Origin of the sequence: Streptomyces sp. H27-H1 (assembly GCF_026627445.1) — a bacterium.
In the GTDB taxonomy this organism is placed as follows: domain Bacteria; phylum Actinomycetota; class Actinomycetes; order Streptomycetales; family Streptomycetaceae; genus Streptomyces.
Genome location: NZ_JAPNLJ010000055.1, coordinates 13,273 through 29,953, shown reverse-complemented (window position 1 = coordinate 29,953; position 16,681 = coordinate 13,273). Strand labels below are relative to the sequence as shown.

Below are 16,681 nucleotides of genomic sequence, written 5' to 3'. Positions count from 1 at the left end.
AGAAAGATGTAGGCACCGCATGCCGCGGCGCGACATGATCGTGCCAGCTGCCCCGACCCCCGGGAGGACCTCCGTGCCCCATTCCATCGACGCGGCCTTCACCGCGCTGCCCTTGCGGGCGCTCGCCGACGCGGCGCTCGCCAGGGCCCGCGCGCTGGGCGCCGACCATGCCGATTTCCGCCTGGAACGCATCCGCAGCGCCTCCTGGCGGCTGCGCGACGCCAAGCCCTCCGGCGGCTCCGACACCACCGACCTCGGCTACGCGGTCCGCGTGGTGCACGGGGGCAGCTGGGGGTTCGCCTCCGGTGTGGACCTGACCATGGACGCCGCTGCCAAGGTGGCCTCGCAGGCCGTGGCCATGGCGAAGCTCTCCGCCCAGGTGATCAAGGCGGCCGGTCGGACCGGGGGCACCCCCAGCGGTAGCTGGGGGCGCGTCGAGCTCGCCGAAGAGCCCGTGCACGCCGACAAGACCTGGGTCTCCGCCTACGACGTGAACCCCTTCGAGGTGCCGGACACGGAGAAGGCCGCGCTGCTCGCCGACTTCAGCGCACGTCTGCTGGCGGCCGACGGGGTGGCCCACGTGGACGCCTCGCTGCTCGCGGTCCACGAGAACAAGTTCTACGCCGACACCGCCGGCACCTCCACCACCCAGCAGCGGGTGCGCATCCACCCGCAGCTCACCGCCGTCGCCGTGAACTCCGCCACCGGCGAGTTCGACTCGATGCGCACCATCGCCCCGCCGGCCGGGCGCGGCTGGGAGTACCTGACCGGCACCGGCTGGGACTGGAACGCCGAGCTGGAGTCGATCCCCGGTCTGCTCGCCGAGAAGATGCGGGCACCGAGCGTCGAGGCCGGGCGCTACGACCTGGTCGTGGACCCCTCGAACCTGTGGCTCACCATCCACGAGTCCATCGGCCACGCCACCGAGCTGGACCGGGCGCTGGGCTACGAGGCCGCGTACGCCGGGACCTCCTTCGCCACCTTCGACCAGCTGGGCAAGCTCACTTACGGCTCCCCGATCATGAACGTCACGGGCGACCGGACGGCCGAGCACGGGCTGGCCACCGTCGGCTACGACGACGAGGGCGTCGAGGCCCAGAGCTGGGACCTGGTCAAGGACGGCACCCTGGCCGGCTACCAGACGGACCGTCGGATCGCGAAGCTGACCGGCCTCGGCCGTTCCAACGGCTGCGCCTTCGCCGACTCCCCCGGGCACGTGCCCGTCCAGCGCATGGCGAACGTCTCGCTGCAGCCGGATCCGGGCGGGCTCTCGACCGAGGACCTGATCGGCGGGGTGGAACGCGGGATCTACGTGGTCGGCGACCGCTCCTGGTCCATCGACATGCAGCGCTACAACTTCCAGTTCACCGGGCAGCGCTTCTTCCGCATCGAGAACGGCAAGCTGGCCGGGCAGTTGCGCGACGTCGCGTACCAGGCCACGACCACGGAGTTCTGGGGCTCGATGGAGAAGGTCGGCGGTCCGCAGACCTACGTCCTGGGCGGCGCCTTCAACTGCGGCAAGGCCCAGCCGGGCCAGGTCGCGGCGGTCTCGCACGGCTGCCCGTCCGCGCTGTTCCGCGACGTGAACATCCTGAACACCACGCAGGAGGCCGGGCGATGAGCTCGTCGATTCGTACCACCAAGCCCCACGAGATCGTCGAGCGGGCGCTGGAGCTGTCCACCGCGGACGGCTGCGTCGTCATCGCCGACGAGCAGTCGAGCGCCAATCTGCGCTGGGCGGGCAACGCCCTGACCACCAACGGGGTCACCCGCGGCCGGACCCTCACGGTCATCGCCACCGTCGACGGCAAGGAGGGCACGGCCTCGGGGGTCGTCTCGCGCTCCGCCGTCACGGCCCAGGAGCTGGAACCGCTGGTCCGGGCCGCCGAGGCGGCCGCCCGCGGCGCCGGACCGGCGGAGGACGCCCGGCCGCTGGTCACCGGCACCCCGTCCTCGCCGGACTTCGCCGACGCCCCGGCCGAGACCTCCTCGGCGGTGTTCGCCGACTTCGCCCCGGCCCTCGGCGAGGCCTTCGCCCGGGCCCGCGCCGGCGGCCGCGAGCTGTACGGCTTCGCCAACCACGAGCTGGTCTCCACGTACGTGGGCACCTCTACGGGGCTGCGCCTGCGCCACGACCAGCCCAACGGCACCCTGGAGCTCAACGCGAAGTCCCCCGACCGCCAGCGCTCGGCCTGGGCCGGCCGCGCGACGCGGGACTTCAAGGACGTGGACCCGACCGTGCTCGACGCGGAGCTGGCCGTACGGCTCGGCTGGGCGGAGCGGAAGATCGACCTGCCGGCCGGGCGGTACGAGACGCTGCTGCCGCCCACGGCCGTGGCCGACCTGCTGATCTACCAGATGTGGTCGGCGGCGGCCCGGGACGCGGTGGAGGGCCGGACCGTCTTCTCCAAGCCCGGCGGCGGCACCCGGCTCGGCGAGCGGCTCTCCCCGCTGCCGCTGACCCTGCGCAGCGATCCGAACGCGCCGGGCCTGGAGTCCGCGCCGTTCGTGATCGCGCACAGCTCCGGAGACGGCGCGTCCGTCTTCGACAACGGCCTGCCGGTCCCGGCGACCGAGTGGATCAAGGACGGCGAGCTGGCCCGGCTGACCACCACCCGGCACACCGCGGACCTGACCGGCCTGCAGGTCTCCCCGTCGTTCGGGAACCTGATCCTGGAGGGCGGCGGCGAGAAGTCGCTGGAGGAGATGGTGGCCGCCACCGAGCGCGGGCTGCTGCTGACCTGCCTCTGGTACATCCGCGAGGTGGACCCGGCGACGTTGCTGCTCACGGGGCTGACCCGGGACGGCGTCTACCTGGTGGAGGACGGCCAGGTCGTCGGCGAGGTCAACAACTTCCGGTTCAACGAGTCCCCCGTGGACCTGCTGTCGCGGGCCTCGGAGGCCGGCCGGACCGAGAAGACCCTGCCGCGCGAATGGAACGACTGGTTCACCCGGACCGCGATGCCCGCCCTGCGCATCCCGGACTTCAACATGAGCTCGGTCAGCAAGGGGGTCTGATCCCCCAGAGGGGCCGGATCCCACGGAGTGGTCCGATCACAAAACGGGTCTGAGGTGCGCGCCTTCCCCGCCTAGACTGGCGGGGAAACCCTCAGCCTTTCGTTTCATCTCGTTCAAGGAGACCCAGAACCGTGACGGACATCGTCGACGAACTGAAGTGGCGCGGGCTCTTCGCCCAGTCCACCGACGAAGAAGCGCTGCGCAAGGCGTTCGCGGACGGTCCCGTCACGTTCTATTGCGGCTTCGACCCGACGGCGGCCTCGCTGCACGTGGGTCACCTCGTGCAGGTCCTCACCGTGCGCCGGCTCCAGCAGGCGGGCAACCGTCCGCTGGCGCTGGTCGGCGGCGCCACCGGGCAGATCGGTGACCCGCGCCCGACCGCCGAGCGCACCCTGAATGACCCGGAGACCATCGCGAACTGGGTGACGCGGCTGCGCACCCAGATCGAGCCGTTCCTGTCCTTCGAGGGCGAGAACGCGGCGCTCATGGTCAACAACCTGGACTGGACGGCGGGCATGTCCGCCATCGAGTTCCTCCGGGACATCGGCAAGCACTTCCGGGTGAACAAGATGCTGACGAAAGACTCGGTCGCCAAGCGGCTGGAGTCCGACCAGGGCATCAGCTACACGGAGTTCAGCTACCAGCTGCTCCAGGGCATGGACTTCCTGGAGCTGTACCGCCGGCACGGCTGCGTGCTCCAGCAGGGCGGGTCCGACCAGTGGGGCAACCTGACGGCCGGTCTCGACCTGATCCACCGCGTGGAACCGGACGCGCACGTCCACGCCATCGCGACCCCGCTGATGGTCAAGGCGGACGGCACCAAGTTCGGCAAGTCCGAGAGCGGCGCCGTCTGGCTCGACCCGGAGATGACCACCCCGTACGCGTTCTACCAGTTCTGGCTGAACGTGGACGACCGGGACGTCTCCACCTACATGCGCATCCTGTCCTTCCGGAGCCGTGAGGAGCTGGAGGCGCTGGAGGCGCAGACGGCTGAGCGGCCGCAGGCGCGCGCCGCCCAGCGGGCGCTCGCGGAGGAGCTGACCGCGCTGGTGCACGGCGCGGACCAGTGCGCCGCCGTGATCGCGGCGTCCAAGGCGCTGTTCGGCCAGGGCGAGCTGGCGGACCTGGACGAGGCCACTCTGGCCGCGGCCCTGTCCGAACTGCCGCACGCCCAGGTCACCGAGCCGGGGCTGGTCGTGGACCTTCTCGCGGAGACCGGGCTGGTCGCCAGCAAGTCGGCCGCCCGCCGGACCGTGAAGGAGGGCGGCGCCTACGTGAACAACGTGAAGGTCGTCTCCGAGGACGCGGTCCCCGCCAAGGAGGACCTGCTGCACGGACGCTGGCTGGTGCTGCGCCGAGGCAAGAAGAACCTGGCGGCGGTCGAAGTCACCGGCTGAGCGCCGCCTCGGCGACGCGGCGCGGGAGCGCCAGGAGAGAGCACGAGGAGGGGGCCGGCCCGGACGCATCGTCCGGGCCGGCCCCCTCCTCGTGGTACGCCGCCCGCGGCGGACCCGGGGCTCCTAGGTCATCTGTCGCTTGTTGCCCCGGACCATGCCGTAGAGCAGGTCGCCGAGACCGACGACCACGACGGCTCCGGCAAGCTGCAGCAGGTGCCGGATCCAGTCGATGCCGCGTGTTTCGTTGACGCCGATCCACGTGGCCACGGCATTGCCGAGGACGGCGCCGATGATGCCGAACACTGTCGTCAGCCAAAGGGGCTGGTGTTGCTTGCCCGGCAGGATCGCCCGGGCAATCAGTCCCAGTACAAAGCCGACGATGATCGCCCACAACCAACCCATGTCGAGCCTCCTCCTGGCGCGTTGCGCGCATGTGGGCCAAGTCTCGACCCGTCCGGCCTACTACGCATTTCGGACAGCTCCATTCGGGGGGCACCCCCTCTGCCCGGCGCCGGGCAGGCGGCGTACCGTGGAGGCGTCCGGGCCGGGGAGTGCCCGGCGGTCGATCGGGTGGTGGATTGTGGAGCGGACGAAGCGGAACGGGTCCGAGGTCTTCCGGATCACGGGGGCGCGGATGAGCCTCGCCGAGGACGTACGGGGACGGCAGCGCCGGTACGTGATCTCGATGTTGATCAGGACCCTGTCGGTCATCGCGACGATCGTCCTGTGGAACGTGCAGCGGCCGGTGGCCATGGTGACGCTCGTCGCGGGGGCGCTGCTGCCGTACGTGGCGGTGGTCATCGCCAACGCGGGGCGCGAATCGACGCCCTCCCTGCCATCCCACTTCATGCCGGCTCCGGCGCACCCCGAACTGGGCGACGGAAACCTCAAGAAAAGCTCAGATCAATCATGAAGTTCCAGTGCACCGCACCGGGTCCTGCGTGACATACTGCCTACGCGCTCCGCATCCCCCGTCGGAGCGACGGACCGACGCCGGGCAGCTCCCCCCGTGGCTGCTCGGCGTCGCCATTCCGTCTTAGGGTTGAGCCGTGACTCCCCTTGACGCACCTCTGAACGACCCGCCCGGCAACGCCGCGTCCGGCGACGACGCCCCCGCCGACGCACCCACCTGTTCCGCCAAGGGCTGCCGCGGGGCGGCCGCCTGGGTCCTGGCGTGGAACAACCCGAAGCTTCACACCCCCGAGCGCCGCAAGACCTGGCTGGCGTGCGAGGAGCACCGCGAGCACCTGTCCCAGTTCCTGGGGGTCCGCGGTTTCCTCAAGGACGTCGTAGAGCTCGACCAGTGGGTACAGCCCGAGGGCTCGCTCGGATCGTCCCTGACCGCGGAGGTCAGCCGCCGATCGCCGACATCGGGCGGTCGGGCTGCAGGAAGGTCGGGTCGTCGAGGCCGGACCCGGCCTTCTTGCCCCACATCGCCACCTTCCACAGGCGGGCGATCTCCTCGTCGTCGGCGCCCGAGCGCAGGGCCGCGCGCAGGTCCGACTCCTCGGTGGCGAACAGGCACGTACGGATCTGGCCGTCGGCCGTGAGGCGCGTACGGTCGCAGGCGCCGCAGAACGGGCGGGTGACGGAGGCGATGACTCCGACGGTGGCGTCTCCGCCGTCGACGACCCAGCGCTCGGCCGGGGCGGAGCCGCGCTCCTCGGACCCTTCCTCGGTGAGCGTGAAGCGGGTCCGCAGGGATTCCAGGATGTCACCGGCGGTGATCATGCCGTCGCGCTTCCAGCCGTGCTGGGCGTCGAGGGGCATCTGCTCGATGAAGCGGAGCTCGTACTCGTTCTCCACGGCCCAGGCCAGCAGGTCGGGGGCCTCGTCGTCGTTGAGTCCGGGCATCAGCACGGCATTGACCTTGACCGGGGTGAGGCCGGCGTCGCGGGCGGCGGCCATGCCCTCGATGACGTCCTTGTGGCGGTCGCGCCGGGTCAGGGTCTTGAAGACCTCGGGCCGCAGCGTGTCCAGGGATACGTTCACCCGGTCCAGGCCGGCGGCCTTGAGGGCCTGTGCGGTGCGCTTGAGGCCGATGCCGTTGGTGGTCAGCGACATCTGGGGGCGGGGCTCCAGGGCCGCGCACTGCTCCACGATCCCGACGATGCCGGGGCGCAGCAGCGGCTCGCCGCCGGTGAAGCGGACCTCTTCGATCCCGAGCCGGGTGACGGCGATGCGGATCAGCCGGACGATCTCGTCGTCACTGAGCAGATCGGATTTGCCGAGCCACTGCAGGCCCTCCTCGGGCATGCAGTAGGTACAGCGCAGATTGCACCGGTCGGTGAGTGAGACGCGCAGGTCAGTGGCTACGCGGCCGTAGGTGTCGAGAAGCACTGTAAGCCCCCTCCCCTGTCCGGTTCATAGAGGTTTGCGTCGCGATGGATGAGAGTACGAGCGCTATCAACGAGCCTACGCGACACCCGTGACATGTAGGGGTGCCGGAATGAACGAGACGAGGTATGGCCGTGTCGTAGGGAAATACGACACGGCCACGCTGGGTGTTCGGAGCATCTCGCTGCGGCGCAGCGTGTCAGTGCGCCCCGGTTCCGGTGAGTGAGCGGACCTCGAGCTCGGCGAACTTCTGCGGGTCGGCCTTCTCCTTGGACAGGACGGTTCCCAGCCATCCCAGCAGGAAGCCGAGCGGGATGGAGATGATGCCCGGATTCTCCAGAGGGAACCAGTAGAAGTCGGCGCCCTTGAACATCGAGGTGGGCTTGCCGGAGACGACCGGGGAGAAGAGCACCAGGACGACCGAGGAGACCAGGCCGCCGTAGATGGACCAGAGCGCCCCCTGGGTGGTGAAGCGCTTCCAGAAGAGGCTGTAGAGGATCGTCGGCAGGTTGGCGGAGGCGGCGACCGCGAAGGCCAGGGCGACGAGCCCGGCCACGTTGAGGTCGCGGGCCAGGGCGCCGAGGCCGATGGCGACGGCTCCGATGACCACGGTCGACCAGCGGGCCGCCCGCATCTCTTCCTTCTCGGTGGCCTTGCCCTTGCGGATCACGTTCACGTAGATGTCGTGGGCGAAGGACGAGGAGGAGGCCAGCGTCAGGCCCGCGACGACCGCGAGGATCGTGGCGAAGGCCACCGCCGAGATCACGGCGAGCAGGACCGCGCCGCCGGTGGATCCCGAACCGCCGCCGATCTCCTGGGCGAGCAGCGGGGCCGCGGTGGTGCCGGCCTTGTTGGAGGCGATGATGTCGGCCCGCTTGAGCAGGGCCGCGGCGCCGAAGCCGAGGACGATCGTCATCAGGTAGAAGGCGCCGATGATGCCGATGGCCCAGTTCACGGACTTCCGGGCGGCCTTGGCCGTGGGGACCGTGTAGAAGCGGATCAGGATGTGCGGCAGGCCGGCGGTGCCCAGGACCAGGGCGAGGCCCAGCGAGATGAAGTCCAGCTTGGAGAGCGAGTCCTTGCCGTACTTCAGGCCCGGCTCCAGGAACTTCACCCCCTGACCGCTGTTGTCGGCGGCCTTGCCCAGCAGGTCCGAGATGTTGAAGTTGAACTTGAGCAGCACCAGGAAGGTGATCAGCAGCGTGCCGGCGATCAGCAGCACGGCCTTGATCATCTGGACCCAGGTGGTGCCCTTCATCCCGCCGATCGTGACGTAGAGGATCATCAGGACGCCGACCAGCGAGACGATGACGACCTTGCCCAAGTCGCTGGTGATGCCGAGGAGCAGCGAGACGAGCACGCCGGCGCCGGCCATCTGGGCGAGCAGGTAGAAGATCGAGACGACGATGGTGGAGGTGCCCGCGGCGGTCCGTACGGGGCGCTGGCGCATCCGGTAGGCGAGCACGTCGCCCATCGTGTAGCGGCCGGAGTTGCGCAGCGGCTCGGCAACCAGGAGCAGCGCCACCAGCCAGGCGACGAGGAAGCCGATCGAGTAGAGGAAGCCGTCGTAGCCGAAGAGCGCGATGGCTCCGGCGATGCCGAGGAAGGACGCGGCGGACATGTAGTCGCCGGAGATGGCCAGGCCGTTCTGGAATCCGGTGAACTGGCGGCCGCCCGCGTAGAAGTCGGCGGCGTCCTTGGTCTGGCGTCCGGCCCAGATCGTGATGGCCAGGGTGGCGACGACGAAGAGCCCGAACAGGGTGATGATCAGCGTGCGGTGCTCGGAGGCGCCGGCGGCGGTGGTCGTGCCCGCCGTGGTCGCCCCGGCGAGTGCCACGTACAGCGGGGCGCTCATTCGCCCGCCTCCATCCTTGCCTTGATGGCCGAGGCCTTGGGGTCGAGCTTGGCCGCCGCGTGGCGCGAGTACAGCCAGGCGATGAGGAAGGTCGTCGCGAACTGGCCGAGGCCCAGGACGAGGGCGACGTTGATGTTGCCGAAGAGCTTCGTCCCCATGAAGCCGCCCGCGTAGTTGGAGAGCAGGACGTAGAGCAGGTACCAGGCGATGAACGCCACGGTGAGCGGGAAGGCGAAGGACCGGTGGGCGTGGCGCAGGTCGGCGAACTCCTGGCTCTGCTGGACGCGTACGAACTCGTCGGCCGAGGGGTGCGCCGGCGGCGTTCCCGCGCTGCCCGGGGGCGGCGCTGCTTCGGTGGTCACGGGGGACTCTCCTTGTGAAGCGGGTGCGGTGGGGACGACGGACAAAACAACCTCCGTGTGGGGGGATGACGGTGCCGATCCCCCCTGTCAACGGCACGGCCGGCGCATCGGGGCGGTTCAACACCTGTTGTTTCTCTGGGAACTGATTTCTCGAACTGATGGCGCAAAGTCGAACGGCGGCACTAGGTTCACGTGGAACCCGTCGGGCGCGACCGCGCCCGCGCGGCTTTTTCACGATGATGTGGAGAACCCATGGCTCATCTGGGAACCGGTCGCCGGCGGCGCGCCCTCGCCGTTCCGGTCGGCTTGGCGCTCACCGCCTCGCTCGCCTTCCTGCCCTCGGTCGCGGCTTCCGCCGCCCCCGTCGGCATGACGGCGGACGCTTCGGCCACCGCCACGCCCGACACCTCCGGCCCCAAGCTGTCGTACGTGGCCAACCTGAACGCGTACGGCAGCATGAAGCAGGCGAAGAAGGCCATTACGCGGGCCGGTGGCACGGTCGTGATCGCGTACGAGCAGATCGGAGTGGTCGTAGCCCACTCGCAGAACCCGGAGTTCGCCAAGCAGCTCCGCGCACAGCGCGAGCTGTTCGTGTCCGTCGGCGCCACCCGGACCGCTCCCCTGTCGGTGGTGCAGACCACCGAGGAGGGCACCACCCAGCGGCTGAGCGACGCGGACGCCGCCAAGGCGGCGGCGAGCGCCACGGACGGACAGGAACCCCTGGAGTCCAACCAGTGGGACCTGCGGGCGATCAAGGCCGACGAGGCTCACAAGATCAACGATGGCAGCCGGAACGTCACGGTGGGCGTCATCGACACGGGTGTCGACGACACCCATCCGGATCTCGCCCCGAACTTCTCCAAGGGCCAGTCCGCGAACTGTGTCGGCGGCGTCGCCGACACCACCGAGGGCGCCTGGCGTCCGTACGCCGACGGCAGCGACCACGGCACCCACGTGGCGGGCACCATAGCCGCCGCTCGCAACGGGATCGGCATCAGCGGCGTGGCGCCCGGCGTCCAGGTCGCCGCGATCAAGGTGAGCGAGCCCGCGACCAGCCTCTTCTACACCGAGGCGGTCGTCTGTGGCTTCATGTTCGCCGCCGAGAAGGGGATCGAGGTGACCAACAACAGCTACTACGTCGACCCCTGGCTCTACAACTGCAAGGCGGACGACGACCAGAAGGCTCTGGTGGAGGCCCTCGGCCGAGCGACGAAGTACGCGGAGCGCAAGGGTGTGCTGAGCGTGGCCTCGGCCGGCAACTCGAACCACGACCTGGCGTCCAACGCGATCGTGGACGAGACCAGCCCGAACGACACCACCCCGGTGACGCGCACCATCGACCCGCACGTCTGCCTGGACCTGCCCACCCAGCTCCCGGGCGTGGTCACGGTGAGCGCGACCGGCGACCAGGGCTTCAAGTCGTACTACTCCACCTACGGTCTGGGCGTCGTCGACGTCGCGGCCCCCGGCGGCGACAAGTGGCAGATCCCCGCCACCCCGGACGCCAACGGCCGCGTGCTGTCCACCGTCCCGGGCGGCGGCTACGGCTACAAGCAGGGCACCTCGATGGCCGGCCCGCACGTCGCCGGTGTCGCGGCCCTGCTCAAGAGCCGCCACCCGTGGGCGAGCCCCTCGCAGCTCCAGGCCATGCTCAAGGGCCAGGCCACCAAGACGGCCTGCCCCGAGCAGGTCTACGACGCCACGGGCGTCCTGGTCGACGCCACCACCTGCAACAGCAAGTGGGGCCAGACCGGCTACTACGGCTACGGCGTGGTCGACGCGCTGAAGGCCGTGAAGTAACCGCTCGGACATGACGCAGGGGCCGGCCCGGGGTGATCCCCCGGGCCGGCCCCTGCTGCGCCCCGCGGGGCGGCGGGCCCTACAGCTGGATGAGCACCTTCAGCGCGCTGCGGTCGTCCATCGCCCGGTAGCCGTCCGGGACCTCGTCGAGGGTGACGGCCCGGTCGAAGACGGGCGACGGGTCGATCGCGCCGCTGAGCACGTCCTCCAGCAGCTCCGGGATGTACGCGCGGACCGGCGCGACCCCGCCGCGCAGGGTGAGGTTGCGGTCGAACATGACACCGAGGTCGAGGCCGGTCCCGCTGCCGTGCGGGACACCGACGTAGCCGATGGCCCCGCCGTCCCGGGCGATGTTCACGGCGGTGCGCATGGACTGCTCGGTACCGACCGCCTCGATGACCGAGTGGGCGCCCTGGCCGCCGGTGAGCTCGCGGACGGCCGCCTCGGCGGCCTCGCCGCGCTCGGCGACCACGTCGGTGGCCCCGAAGAGCTTCGCGATGTCCGTACGGACGGTGTGGCGGCCCAGTGCGATGATCCGCTCGGCGCCCAGACGCTTGGCCGCGAGGACCCCGCACAGGCCGACGGCGCCGTCGCCGACGACGGCGACCGTGGAGCCCTTGCGGACCCCCGCGCCGAGTGCGGCGTGGTGGCCGGTTCCCATGACGTCGGACAGCGCGAGCAGCGCGGTCAGCAGGTGGTCGTCGGAGGCGGCGTCGGCCGGCAGCTTCACCAACGTGCCGTCGGCGTGCGGGACCCGGACGGCCTCGCCCTGGCCACCGTCGTGGCCGACCGAGCCCCAGAAGCCGCCGTGCTCGCAGGAGGTGTGGAGGCCCTCGGAGCAGTAGGCGCAGGTGCCGTCGGACCACATGAAGGGGGCGACGACGAGGTCTCCGGCGCGCAGGCCCGAGACGGCGGAGCCGGTCTCCTCGACGATGCCGAGGAACTCGTGGCCGATACGCTGGCCCGGCTGGCGCTTGGCTTCGCCGCGGTAGGCCCACAGGTCGCTGCCGCAGATACAGGCACGCAGGACGCGGACGACGGCGTCCTCGGGGCGCTGGATCGCAGCGTCGGGCACCTCCTCCACGCGGATGTCGTGCGGGGCGTGGATGACGGTGGCGCGCATGGTGGTGCAGCCCTCCGGCTAGACGATGGTTGAGCCCTGTAGGGCCTCCCCACCGTACGCCCGCTGCGCCGCGAGTGCGCCCGTGGCCAGCAGGTACTGGGCCGCCACGTACGTGGCCATGACCCAGAAGTCCGCGCGGGGCAGCTGGGGCCACTCGGCGACCCCGGTGGCGATGAGCGTGTCGGACAGCAGGAACAGCGCCCCGCCGAGACCGGCCCGGCGCCCCAGTGCGCTGGAGCGGTAGGCCATGGCGGTGAGCAGCAGGCTGTACCCCGCGACCGGGATCCGCAGTTCCGCGGGCAGGTCGCCCCAGAGCAGCGTGACGGTGGACAGCAGCGCGGCGGCGTAGGCGGCCCCGAGCAGGGGGCCCGTCCGGCGGCGGCCGAAGAGCAGGAGGTAGCAGACGTGCCCGGCGGCGAAGGAGCCCATGCCGATCAGGAAGGCGGGATCTGCGTCGAAGAGCAGGGCCAGGTCCCCGCCCCAGCCGAACAGCAGGGCCGCGATCAGCAGGCGGGGGGCGCGGCGGGTGATCACGTACCCGACGAGCAGCGGCATCAGCAGCGGCTTGGCGACGAGGTGCCCGGTGTGCCAGCCCGCCAGCAGGGATCCGAGGTCCAGGGCGGTGGCGGCGGCGAAGGCGAGGAGCAGCGCCCGGCCGGCGAAGCCCGGGGCCGGGGGGACGGCGGGACGCGCCCAGGACGGCGTACGGGACCGCGCGCGCTCGGTGGATCCGGTGGCGCTCACGCGGCGTGCTCCGGGGTGGGCGCGGGCGCCTCGGACGGGGCGGCCTGCGCGGACGGGGCGGCCTGCGCGGGCTGCCAGCCGGGGCCGCGGAACACGCGGCCGGCGCGCTCGCGCCAGGTGGCGGCGGAGCGTACGTCGCGGGCGATGGAGGCGTACTCGTGGGTGGCGACGCGCAGCGGGTTGTGGGTGGCGATGTTCTTGGTGAGGCCGAAGACGGGCTTGTCGGTCTCACCTGCCCAGGAGCCGAACATCCGGTCCCAGATGATCAGGATGCCGCCGAAGTTCCGGTCCAGGTAGCCGCCTTGGGAGGCGTGGTGGACACGGTGGTGGGAGGGCGAGTTGAAGACGAACTCCACGGGGCGGGGCAGTTTGTCGATGCGCTCGGTGTGGATCCAGAACTGGTAGACGAGGTTGACCGAGTAGCAGAAGGCGATGGCGGCCGGGTGTACGCCCAGCGCGATCATCGGGAGATAGAACGGCCAGGAGGTGGCGCTGGTCCAGGGCTGGCGCAGGGCGGTGGTGAGGTTGAACTTGCGGCTGCTGTGGTGGACGACGTGGCAGGCCCACAGGATCCGGATGACGTGGTGGCCCCGGTGCTGCCAGTAGTAGAGGAAGTCCTGGGCGAGCAGCATCAGCGGAACGGTCCACCACAGGACGGGGACGCGGAGCGGGGTGAGCTCGTAGAGCGCGGTGTAGATCGCGAGGATCGGGATCTTCCAGAGGAAGTCGAAGCCGAGGCTGCCGATCCCCATGCCGAGGCTGGTGACGGCGTCCTTGGTCTCGTACCCGGCGGCGTCCTCGTCGGGATGGATGCGGTAGCTCACGAGCTCGACGACGGTGAGCAGGACGAAGGCGGGTATGGACCACAGCACGACATCGGGCAGGTTCGGCATGTCCGCACCATAGAGGCGGGTTCGGGGGCTCGGCTAGAGGTTGTTACCGATCGGTATCCATCGGTGTTACCGACGGTTCACGAGATGCTTCCGGGTGAGGGCATCCGGGCCAGGGGGAGGGCATGGGGATGACGGACTTCGGGGCGGGTTTCGAGGCGGTGGCCTCAAGGACGGCCGAGGCGGTCGCGCTGGCATTGGCGAGGTCCCGGCCGGGAGCGGCGCGCCGGCTCAGGCCCGCGAAACCGGGAGACCCCGCGGTACGACGCCTCGCGCACGAGCTGGCGGCCCGGCTGACCGGGGCGGCCCGGGAGCTCGCGGAACCCGACCGGCTGGCGGCGGTGGCCGCCGTCGGCGAGGCCTTCGCCGCGCTGGGCCCGCGGGAGGCCCGGGCCCTCTTCGCCGCGGACCCCGGCCCGGTGCCCGCACTGGAGGCCTCCCTGAGCCCGGCGGCGCGGGCCGCCTACCGGGAGCTGTTCGCCCTGTGCCGGGCGGCGGGCGGGAGCGAGGGCGCCGGGAGCGAGGGCACGCCGGCCCCGGGCGCGGCCGACGCGGCGGCCCGCTTCGAGGAGGAGTACACTCGGTACGTGGCCAGGGCCCAGGCCCGGATCCAGCTGTTCGGGCTGACTTTCAGCCAGGCCCGCCAGGACTGGCCCCTGGACCTCGCCTACATCAGCCTCGCGGTCAGCGGCGGGCAGCTCCTGGAGGATCCCGGGCTGCAGGCACCGGTCAAGGCCGAGGTGGCCCTGAACGCCGTGGAGCGGATCCTGCTGCGCGGCCCGGCCGGCTCGGGCAAGAGCACCCTCGTCCAGTGGCTGGCCCTGAACGCCGCCCGCAGCAGCTTCGGGCCCCGGCTGCGCGACTGGAACACCCTGGTCCCCTTCGTCCTGCCGCTGCGCTCCTTCAACTCCCCCGCCGGGCTCCCCCTGCCCGAGGACTGGCTGACCGCGACCGGTGTCCCACTGACCGCCCCGGAGGGCTGGGTCGCACAACTCCTCTCCGCCGGGCGGGCGCTGGTCCTTCTCGACGGGGTCGACGAGGTGCCGCCGCGCCTGCGCAGCCGGACCGAGTCCTGGCTCCGGGAGCTGCTCACCGCCTATCCGGCGGCCCGCTTCGTGGTCACCACCCGCCCCTCGGCCGTACCGGAGGACTGGCTCACCGCCCAGGGCTTCTCCTCGCTCGCCCTGCTGCCGATGGAACGCGACGACGTCGGCGCCTTCATCACGCACTGGCACGACTCCGCCCGCGCGGAAGCGGACGGCGAGGGCGCCGGCCGGGAGGGGGAGCTGCTCGACCGGTACGAGAAGGCGCTCCTGCAGGCCGTGGGCACCCGCCGGGACCTGGGCCGGCTCGCGACGAACCCGCTGATGTGCGCCCTGCTGTGCGCCCTGAACCGGGACCGCCGGATGCACCTGCCCCGGGCCCGAAAGGAACTCTACGACGCGGCGCTGGACATGCTCTTGATCCGCCGCGACAGCGAACGGGACATCTCCGGGGTCGAGGGCGTCTACCTCAGCCGGGACGAGCAGACCCTGCTGCTCCAGCGGCTCGCGTACTGGCTGATCCGCAACGGGCAGGTGGAGGCCTCCGCCGAGGAGGCGATCAGGATGATCGCCGAATCGCTCGACGCCATGCCTCAGGTCAAGGCGCAGGGCAGCGCGCAGACGGTGTTCCGGCACCTGCTGATCCGCAGCGGGCTGCTCCGGGAGCCGGTACCGGGCTCCGTGCTGTTCGTCCACCGCACCTTCCAGGACTACCTCGGCGCCAAGGCGGCCGTGGAGGCACGGGACTTCGGTGTCCTGGTGCGCAATGCCCACGAGGACACCTGGGACAACGTGGTCCGGATGGCGGTGGGGCATGCCCGCCCCGATGAACGCGCCCACTTGCTGCGGCAGTTGCTCAAGCGCGCCGACCAGTCCGAAGGCGACCGCAGCCGGCTGGTGCTGCTCGCGGCCGCCTGTCTGGAGCACGCGCCGGAGCTGGACCCGGAGGTCTGGCGCGAGGTGGAGGCCCGTACGGCGCTGCTGCTGCCGCCGCGCTCCCCGAGCCAGGCCGGGGAGCTGGCCAAGGCGGGCGAGCTGGTGCTGGAGCTCCTGCCCGAGCCCGCCGGGCTCACCGAGGACGAGGCCGCCGCGACCATCCGTACGGCGGCGCTGGTCGGCGGCGACCGGGCGCTCCAGGTGGTCGCGGGTTTCCGGGCGGACGAGCGGTACGGGGTGGAACGCGAACTGTCCGACTCCTGGGGGCGGTTCCCGATCGACGCCTACGTGGACTCGGTGCTGGCCGACGCCCCCATGCGCACGGCCCACCTGCACGTCCGCACGGGCGAACAGCTTCGGGCCCTGGACCGGCTGCCGCACATCCGCCGGCTGCACGTCACCTGGGACGGCCCGGTCCCGCGGGAGATCTCCGGGCGGCGGGACCTGGAGTCGCTGACCATGCACCGCAATGCGCTGCTGAGCGATCTGTCGCCGCTGGCCGGGCAGCCGTCACTGCGCCACCTGGGCGTCCTGGACTGCCCGAAGGTGACGGGCATCGAGGTGGTGGGCGAACTGGAGGCGGACAGCCTCGCCTTCGGCTACCTGCGCGACGACCTGTCACTCGCCCCGCTGGCCGGGGTACCGGGGCTGCGCTCGCTGGTGATCGGTTTCGAGCCGCAGGAGCGGCGGATCGGAGACGTCCCGGCCGGGCCCGGGCTGACCTCGCTGCACCTGTGGCAGGGCGCCCGCCGGATGACGCTCGACGGGATCGAGCGGTGGCCGGGGGTGGAGACGCTGACGGTCGCCGGGAGCGGCCAGTACCGGCAGCTGGTGCGGTCACTGCCGCTGACGGGCCTGGACAGCCTGCGGATCCGGCATGCCGCGCCGGTCTCGGCCGCGGCGCTCCTGCCGTACGAGCGCCTCACCCGTCTCGTGCTGATCCGGTGCGCACTGGAGGGCACGCTGGAGGCGCTCCGCGAGTTCCGCGCTCTGCGCCGGCTGGTGCTGAACGAGTGCCTGGGTACCGTGGACCTGTCGCCGCTCGCACCCCTGGAGGAGCTGGTGATCGAGCTGTACCGGGGCACCCACGTGAGCGGGGCCGGGCTGTTCCCGCCGGAGCGGCTCGTCCGCAGGGACTGAGCCGCTCCGGCGGGAGCGCCGGGTCAGGCGGCCGCG

13 protein-coding genes and 1 pseudogene are annotated in these 16,681 nt (G+C 71.2%); 7 read left to right on the top strand and 7 right to left on the bottom strand.

The features are described from left to right. The first annotated feature begins 73 nt into the window (after positions 1 to 73). From OTB20_RS35870 to tyrS, 3 genes are all read left to right on the top strand, one after another. A complete protein-coding gene (locus tag OTB20_RS35870; RefSeq protein WP_267824082.1) occupies positions 74 to 1,621 on the top strand; it encodes a TldD/PmbA family protein in 1,548 nt (515 codons plus the stop codon). Then, the gene (locus OTB20_RS35865; protein WP_267824080.1) at positions 1,618 to 3,018 is read left to right on the top strand and encodes a metallopeptidase TldD-related protein; all 1,401 of its coding nucleotides are present in this window, start codon (positions 1,618 to 1,620) and stop codon (positions 3,016 to 3,018) included. Before OTB20_RS35870 ends, OTB20_RS35865 begins: the two co-directional genes overlap by 4 nt. Before the next feature lie 131 nt (positions 3,019 to 3,149). After that, on the top strand, positions 3,150 to 4,415 hold the full coding sequence (gene tyrS, locus OTB20_RS35860) for a tyrosine--tRNA ligase (protein ID WP_267824078.1): 1,266 nt from the start codon (positions 3,150 to 3,152) through the stop codon (positions 4,413 to 4,415). A gap of 123 nt (positions 4,416 to 4,538) precedes the next feature. On the opposite strand, the gene OTB20_RS35855 is transcribed toward tyrS, so the two are convergent. Then, positions 4,539 to 4,817: a GlsB/YeaQ/YmgE family stress response membrane protein gene (locus OTB20_RS35855; protein ID WP_267752464.1), complete on the bottom strand. Its 279-nt coding sequence runs from the start codon at positions 4,815 to 4,817 to the stop codon at positions 4,539 to 4,541. A 232-nt stretch (positions 4,818 to 5,049) separates the two neighbouring features. On the opposite strand from OTB20_RS35855, the gene OTB20_RS35850 reads away from it, so the two are divergent. Next, a complete protein-coding gene (locus OTB20_RS35850) occupies positions 5,050 to 5,328 on the top strand; it encodes a DUF3099 domain-containing protein (RefSeq protein ID WP_267752462.1) in 279 nt (92 codons plus the stop codon). 157 nt (positions 5,329 to 5,485) lie between these two features. Then, a pseudogene (locus OTB20_RS35845) lies at positions 5,486 to 5,734 on the top strand (hypothetical protein); the annotation flags it as partial. Positions 5,735 to 5,765: 31 nt separating this feature from the next. Here the strand turns inward: OTB20_RS35845 and moaA are convergent. The 3 genes from moaA to OTB20_RS35830 form a co-directional block, all read right to left on the bottom strand. Beyond that, on the bottom strand, positions 5,766 to 6,755 hold the full coding sequence (gene moaA, locus OTB20_RS35840; protein ID WP_267824077.1) for a GTP 3',8-cyclase MoaA: 990 nt from the start codon (positions 6,753 to 6,755) through the stop codon (positions 5,766 to 5,768). 196 nt (positions 6,756 to 6,951) lie between these two features. Next, positions 6,952 to 8,607, bottom strand: coding sequence for a cation acetate symporter (locus OTB20_RS35835; RefSeq protein ID WP_267824076.1), 1,656 nt, complete (start codon positions 8,605 to 8,607; stop codon positions 6,952 to 6,954). Then, positions 8,604 to 8,969 carry a DUF485 domain-containing protein gene (locus OTB20_RS35830; RefSeq protein ID WP_267752458.1) on the bottom strand — a complete coding sequence of 122 codons (366 nt, stop codon included), beginning with the start codon at positions 8,967 to 8,969 and terminating at the stop codon, positions 8,604 to 8,606. The genes OTB20_RS35835 and OTB20_RS35830 overlap by 4 nt, the downstream gene beginning before the upstream one ends. A 252-nt stretch (positions 8,970 to 9,221) precedes the next feature. Between OTB20_RS35830 and OTB20_RS35825 the strand changes: the two genes are divergently transcribed. Next, positions 9,222 to 10,769, top strand: a complete 1,548-nt coding sequence (locus OTB20_RS35825) for a S8 family peptidase (RefSeq protein WP_324290457.1) — start codon at positions 9,222 to 9,224, stop codon at positions 10,767 to 10,769. Between the two features lie 79 nt (positions 10,770 to 10,848). Here OTB20_RS35825 and OTB20_RS35820 read toward each other — a convergent pair whose 3' ends face one another. Genes OTB20_RS35820 through OTB20_RS35810 form a run of 3 tightly spaced genes read right to left on the bottom strand, consistent with a single transcriptional unit; the run spans position 10,849 to position 13,529 of the window. Beyond that, complete coding sequence (locus OTB20_RS35820) at positions 10,849 to 11,892, bottom strand: zinc-dependent alcohol dehydrogenase family protein (RefSeq protein ID WP_267824075.1); 1,044 nt, start codon at positions 11,890 to 11,892, stop codon at positions 10,849 to 10,851. A gap of 18 nt (positions 11,893 to 11,910) precedes the next feature. After that, the gene (locus OTB20_RS35815; RefSeq protein WP_420716554.1) at positions 11,911 to 12,636 is read right to left on the bottom strand and encodes a lysoplasmalogenase; all 726 of its coding nucleotides are present in this window, start codon (positions 12,634 to 12,636) and stop codon (positions 11,911 to 11,913) included. Beyond that, the gene (locus OTB20_RS35810) at positions 12,633 to 13,529 is read right to left on the bottom strand and encodes a sterol desaturase family protein (RefSeq protein WP_267824073.1); all 897 of its coding nucleotides are present in this window, start codon (positions 13,527 to 13,529) and stop codon (positions 12,633 to 12,635) included. Before OTB20_RS35810 ends, OTB20_RS35815 begins: the two co-directional genes overlap by 4 nt. A 128-nt stretch (positions 13,530 to 13,657) precedes the next feature. Here OTB20_RS35810 and OTB20_RS35805 point away from each other — a divergent pair, with 128 nt between their 5' ends. After that, the gene (locus OTB20_RS35805; protein ID WP_267824071.1) at positions 13,658 to 16,645 is read left to right on the top strand and encodes an NACHT domain-containing protein; all 2,988 of its coding nucleotides are present in this window, start codon (positions 13,658 to 13,660) and stop codon (positions 16,643 to 16,645) included. Positions 16,646 to 16,681 lie beyond the last annotated feature (36 nt).